Source organism: Amycolatopsis sp. NPDC021455, from assembly GCF_040640995.1.
Lineage (GTDB): Bacteria > Actinomycetota > Actinomycetes > Mycobacteriales > Pseudonocardiaceae > Amycolatopsis.
Genome location: NZ_JBFACT010000147.1, coordinates 1 through 5426, shown reverse-complemented (window position 1 = coordinate 5426; position 5426 = coordinate 1). Strand labels below are relative to the sequence as shown.

Sequence of the window (5426 nt, the reverse complement as noted above, 5' to 3'; positions counted from 1 at the left end):
CCCGCCCACCCGGCCGCCTGTGGGGGGTTCGTGGGTTGGCACCCCCCGAACGCCACATTGGGTGCGTCTGACGCAACCAACGCCACATTGGGGTGCTCGGGTCACCGGTCGTCCTCCAGGCGTTCGGCGCGGCGCAGTTGCCAGCGGGCCAGCAGGGCCATCGCCGGGTAGGGGAGGACCGCGAGCATCAGCCAGGACACCGGAATGCCCAGCAGCCGCACGGTGTCCAGGGCCGGGAAGATCGCGAAGACGCCGGGGAGGCCGAGGAGGAGGGCGAACATGAGGACGAGAGCGGGGATGCCACGACGGCGTTGCGCGCGGTAGAGCGCCGTGGCGCGCTGGGTGTCGCCCGCGGGGAGGCGGGGCTGGCGCCAGCGGCCGCGCGACCGGCGGCGTGCGTGGGCGAGCCGGGTTTGCGGGCTGGTGACGGCGACCCGGCGGATCTTGGTCATCGCGGGCCCGGCCGGGCTGGGGCCGGCTGTCGCCGGTCGCGGCTGAGGATCAGTGCGGCACTCATCGGGCGCCCGGTCCGAGCTGGCCGCGCTGGGCCGCTTCCAGCAGCCTGTCCCGCAGGTCGCGGGCGTGACGGCGGCTGACCGGGACGTCGCCCGCCTCGGTGTGGGCCAGCAACCCGCCCGCCGTGTCGCTCCGCAGTTCCAGCACCGCTCCCACGGAGAGGAGGAACCCGCGGTGGACCCGGCTGAACCCCGTCCCCTCCCAGTACTCCTCGAGCCGTGAGATCGGCATCCGCACCAGGTGGATCCCGCCGCGGGTGTGGAGGCGGACGTAGTCGCCGTGGGCCTCGACGAACAGGACGTCGTCGCGGCGGACGTACCGGGTCCGCCCGCCCGACTCGACCGGCAGCGCCGCCATCGCGTCGGGTGTCGGCCGGGACGCCGGCGTCGCCATCCGCCGCACCTTCGCCAACGCCGCCGACAGCCGTTCCGCGCGGACCGGTTTGAGCAGGTAGTCGACCGCGCCGATGCCGTACGCCGCCACCGCGTGGCCGTCATGGGCCGTGACGAACACGATCACCGGCGGCTCGCTCAGCTTCGCGAGCAGGGATGCCAGTTCCAAGCCGTCGAGGCCCGGCATCGAGATGTCCAGGAACACCGCGTCGAAGCGGTCGGCCTGCAGCAGCTTCAACGCCTTCAGCGCGTCGGCCGCGCCGACGACTTCGCCGACTTCGGGCGCTTCGCGCAGCATGCGGCAGAGTTCGTCGAGTGCGGGTGGCAGGTCGTCGACGGCCAAGACCCGGAGCCCGGTCACGGCAGCACCCCCGGCTGGAACCGCGGCACCCGGACGATCACCCGGGTGCCCGCGCCGACCTCGGTCTCCACCGTGAGGCCGTACCAGGCGCCGTAGACGTCCCGCAGCCGTCTGTCCACATTGGCCAGTCCGAGACCGGCCGGGTCGTCCTCGCCGACGCGGCCGGCGAGGAGGTCCGCCGCCCGTTTCGGGTCCATGCCGACCCCGTCGTCCTCGACGAAGATCACGCAGTCGTTCCCTTCCGCCTGGCCGTGCACCTGGACCTGCCCGGTGCCCGACCGCGGCTCGATGCCGTGCCGGATCGCGTTCTCCACCAGGGGTTCCAGCACTAGGTACGGGACGGCGACGGCGAGGATCTCCGGCGCGACGCGCACCTGGACGCGCAGGCGTTCGCCGAGCACCGCCTTCTGCAGGGCCAGGTACGTCTCGATCGCGCGGAACTCCTCGGCGACGACGGTGTACTCACCGTGCCGGGCGAGGCTGTAGCGGGTGTAGTCGGCGAAGTCGAGCATGAGGTCGCGGGCCCGGTCGGGGTCCGAGCGCACCAGCGACGCGATCACCGTGAGCGCGTTGTAGACGAAGTGCGGGGACATCTCCGCCCGCAGCGCCCGCAGTTCGGCCTGCGCGGCCTGTTCCGCCGACGCCTCGAGCCGCGCTCGTTCGAGGGCCTGGACGACGAGTTCCGCCGCCTCGCCCGCGACCGCGTCCCGGACGTCGCCCACGACGAGCAGTGCCCCGACGAGCTCGTCGCGGACGTGCAGCGGCAGTACGAGGACGTCGGGCGCGGAGCCGGGTTCCTCGGTGTGCAGCACGCTTTCGAGCACCGAAGCGACGGCGTCGTCGGGCCCCGGCCGTCCCGACCACAGCAGCGCGCCGGAGAGGTCGGTGAGGCCGAGGCCGGGGAAGCCGAACAGCCGGCGCAGGCGGTGCGCGGCGCGGCGGGCGCGGGTGCCGGACAGGCCGTCGCGCAGGTCGTCGGTGATCCGGCGGGCGGCGGCGAGCACCGGCAGCGGGTCGGCGCGGGACGCCGCGCGCAGGTGCACGGTCATCGGGCCTCCCCTCGGCTGCGGTGTCCAGGGGAATTGATCCTACGGCCAGGTGGCGTCCTCCCGGTCGGCCAGCACCTGGGCGTGGCGGCGGAACCGGCGCCAGGTGCGGTAGTGGTCGATCGAGGTGACGCCGCCCAGCAGGCTCGCGTTCGCCGGGTACGGCCGGTCGGGCCGCGAGATCCAGCCGGTCGTGCGGGTCTCCTTGACCGCCACCGGCACCGGCCGGAAAGTCGCCGGGTCGAGCCCGTCGCTGTGCCGGACGACCTCGTCGAAGAACCACGCCGACGTGATCAGCGCCAGCACGCCGGGCGACGCCTTGAGCGTCTCCTTCAGCGGCTTCGCCTCCAGCAACCGGAACGTGTGGTTGATGGCCGGCGCGGTGACGCCGTGGTCGTCGTAGGCGATCTCGCCCGCGTGCAGCGCCATCCGCAGCCGGATCCGCGCGCCGGGGTCGTGCGTCCGGTTGTGCCGGTGCAGCGCGACGGCGAGCGCGGCGGGCAGGAACTCGACGAAGAGCCCCTTCGGGATTTCCGGCGGGGCGAGGACGAAGACGCCGTCGCCGCAGTCGTCGGGCCGGCAGTCCCGCCACGGGACGCCGGCGTCGTCGAACGCCCGGTCCAGCGCGCGGTAGAGTCCCGCGCGCAGCGCCAGGCGGTGTGGTGTCGTCCTGCGCTGGTCGCCGTAGCCCTCGACGTCCACGGCGAAGATCGTCCGGTGTAAAGCTGGTCGTTCGTACCTCACCGCACCCTCCCTGCGATCATGCATGTGCCGATGCATGTGCAGATGAGTGTGACGGGGGACACTCGGCCGGGGGAACGGGGCGTGCGGTGAGCGGTTCTCCCACCGCGGTGACTGGCAGTGCCTGTTCACTGGCGGTGAACCTGCTGGTCAGAACCCTGCGAGCGGTGCGCGCACCGCTCGCAGGACTCTGACGGACACCTCAGCAGCTCTGCTTGTAGAAGTACTGCGAGTTGGCGTCCATGTCCGCCTTCGTGATGGAGTGCAGCTGCGCGGTCAGGTTCCGCGTCACCGTCTTCCCCTCGATGGCCGCGACGGCCTGCTGGACGCCTTGGGTGCCGATCGACGCGGGGTCCTGGGCGATCAGCGCCTGGTACTGGCCGTTCTTCAGGCCTTCGACCTCCGACGGGCTGGCGTCGAAGCCGATCAGGTTCACCGCGCCGACCTTGCCCGCGTTGCGCAGGCCCGTGGCCGCGCCTTCACCGGTGTTGAGGTTGGTCGCGAAGACGCCGATGAGGTCCGGGGTCGACGACAGGGCGGCCGTCACCTTGGACGCGGCCTGGTCCGGCTCGTTCTGGGTGAACTGGACGCCGATCGACTTCAGGTTCGGGGTGTTCTTCAGCTCGTCCTCGAAGCCCTTCGCGCGGGCGGCCGTGGTGGACGTCCCCGCGATCGTGTCGAGGACCAGGACCGAACCGCTCTTGCCGGCCGCGAGCTTGGCCATCGTCTGGGCGGCGAGCTTGCCCCCGGCCGTGTTGTCGGAGGAGACGGACGAGACCGCGACACTGGTGTCCTTCAGCGAGGTGTCGACCTCGACGATCTTCGCCCCGCGGTTCTTGACCTGCTGGATCGGCGCGAGCATCGCCGTGTCGTCGGTGGGGGCGATGAGCAGCGCGGCCGGCGGGTTCGAGCCGAGCGCGTTGACGAGCTGGGTCTGCATCGGCGCATCGAACTTCTGCGGCGCCTGCGTGGTCAGCTCGTAGCCGAGCTTCTTCGCCTCGGCTTCCGCACCGCACTGCAGCGAGATGTAGAACGGCTCGGCCTGCACGCCCGGGATCAGGGCCAGCTTCTTGCTCCCGGCCGGCTTGGCCGAGTCGCCGGACCCGGTCTGCCCGACCGTGCCGGAGCCGCACGCGGTGAGCAGCGCCGCCGCGGAGACCACGGCACCCATGGCGGTGAGAGTCTTGGTCAGCTTCATAAGCACCTCTTTGTACTTGTGGGGAACTCAGCGGGAGTTGCGACGGCGGCGGCGTCGCTGGTCGAACCAGACGGCGGCGATGAGCACCGCGCCGACGGCGATCATCTGCCAGAAGTCCTGGACGTGGGTGATGTTGAAGCCCTTCTTGAGCACGGCCGGGATGAACACGCCGATCACCGTGCCCAGCACCGAGCCGACGCCGCCGAACAGGCTCGTGCCGCCCATCACGACCGCGGCGATGGCGTTGAGGTTGTCGGTGGTGTGCGCCGAGATCGTGGTCGACGCGTAGTACGCCAGCGAGAGGAACCCGGCGATGCCGGCCAGGAAACCCGTCAGCGTGTACACCTTCAGCAGGTGCCGGGTGACGCCGATGCCGGCGCGCCGCGCGCCCTCGGCGTTGGAGCCGACCGCGAAGGTGTACCGGCCGAACTTCGTCGTGTGCAGCAGCCAGGCCCCGATCAGCGTGATCACCACGGCGACGATGACCAGGTTCGGCACGATGCCGAACGACGTGCCGTAGCCGAGGGTCTGGTTCAGCACGACCGGGATGCTCCGCACGTCCGACCCGTTGTTGAGCAGGTAGGCCGCGCCGAGCGCCGCGCCCATGGTGCCGAGGGTGACGATCAGCGGCGGGATGCCCGCCACCGCGATGAGGAACCCGTTGACCAGGCCCCACGCCGTGCCGGCGACGACCGCGGCGATCAGGCCGACGGTGATGACGCCCCAGCCGGCGTTGGAGGCGTTGCCGCCGGACATCGCCTCCATGACCTTGCCGGCGACCATGCCGGCGAAGATCAGCACCGAGCCGACGGACAGGTCGATACCGGAGGTGATGATCACGAACGTCATCCCGACCGACAGCACCAGCAGCACCGACGTCTCGATGAGCAGCGTCTGGAACGTGAACAGCGTGGGGAACTCGCCGGGGGCGATCGCGCTGAACACCACGATCAGCGCCAGCAGGACCAGCGCGATCCAGAACGTGTTCGCACCGACCAGGCGCTTGCCCAGTGGCCGCTTGCCGAAGCCCGCGTCCGGCGCTTCCTGGATGTCTTTCGGGGGACTGGACACGCTCACGCCGCCCTACCTTTCAGGTGTGCCCCCGGTCGTCCGGAATGATCGGGGTGTGCAGGCGGGGCGGGTATGGCTTTCATGCTGGCTGTCCTTGATGG

6 protein-coding genes are annotated in these 5426 nt (G+C 71.2%); all 6 read right to left on the bottom strand.

Annotation, left to right across the window (positions count from 1 at the left end):
- Nucleotides 1–101: 101 nt before the first annotated feature.
- Nucleotides 102–452 carry a hypothetical protein gene (locus tag AB0G28_RS49035; protein ID WP_361106513.1) on the bottom strand — a complete coding sequence of 117 codons (351 nt, stop codon included), beginning with the start codon at nucleotides 450–452 and terminating at the stop codon, nucleotides 102–104.
- Nucleotides 453–513: 61 nt separating this feature from the next.
- Nucleotides 514–1269: a LytTR family DNA-binding domain-containing protein gene (locus AB0G28_RS49030; RefSeq protein WP_361106510.1), complete on the bottom strand. Its 756-nt coding sequence runs from the start codon at nucleotides 1267–1269 to the stop codon at nucleotides 514–516.
- Nucleotides 1266–2318, bottom strand: coding sequence for a histidine kinase (locus AB0G28_RS49025; RefSeq protein ID WP_361106507.1), 1053 nt, complete (start codon nucleotides 2316–2318; stop codon nucleotides 1266–1268). Before AB0G28_RS49025 ends, AB0G28_RS49030 begins: the two co-directional genes overlap by 4 nt.
- 39 nt (nucleotides 2319–2357) lie before the next feature.
- On the bottom strand, nucleotides 2358–3059 hold the full coding sequence (locus AB0G28_RS49020; RefSeq protein ID WP_361106504.1) for a hypothetical protein: 702 nt from the start codon (nucleotides 3057–3059) through the stop codon (nucleotides 2358–2360).
- Nucleotides 3060–3258: 199 nt separating this feature from the next.
- On the bottom strand, nucleotides 3259–4254 hold the full coding sequence (locus AB0G28_RS49015; protein WP_361106501.1) for an ABC transporter substrate-binding protein: 996 nt from the start codon (nucleotides 4252–4254) through the stop codon (nucleotides 3259–3261).
- 27 nt (nucleotides 4255–4281) lie between these two features.
- Entirely contained in the window at nucleotides 4282–5331 is a 1050-nt protein-coding gene (locus tag AB0G28_RS49010; protein ID WP_361106499.1) for an ABC transporter permease, read from the bottom strand.
- Between the last annotated feature and the right edge of the window lie 95 nt (nucleotides 5332–5426).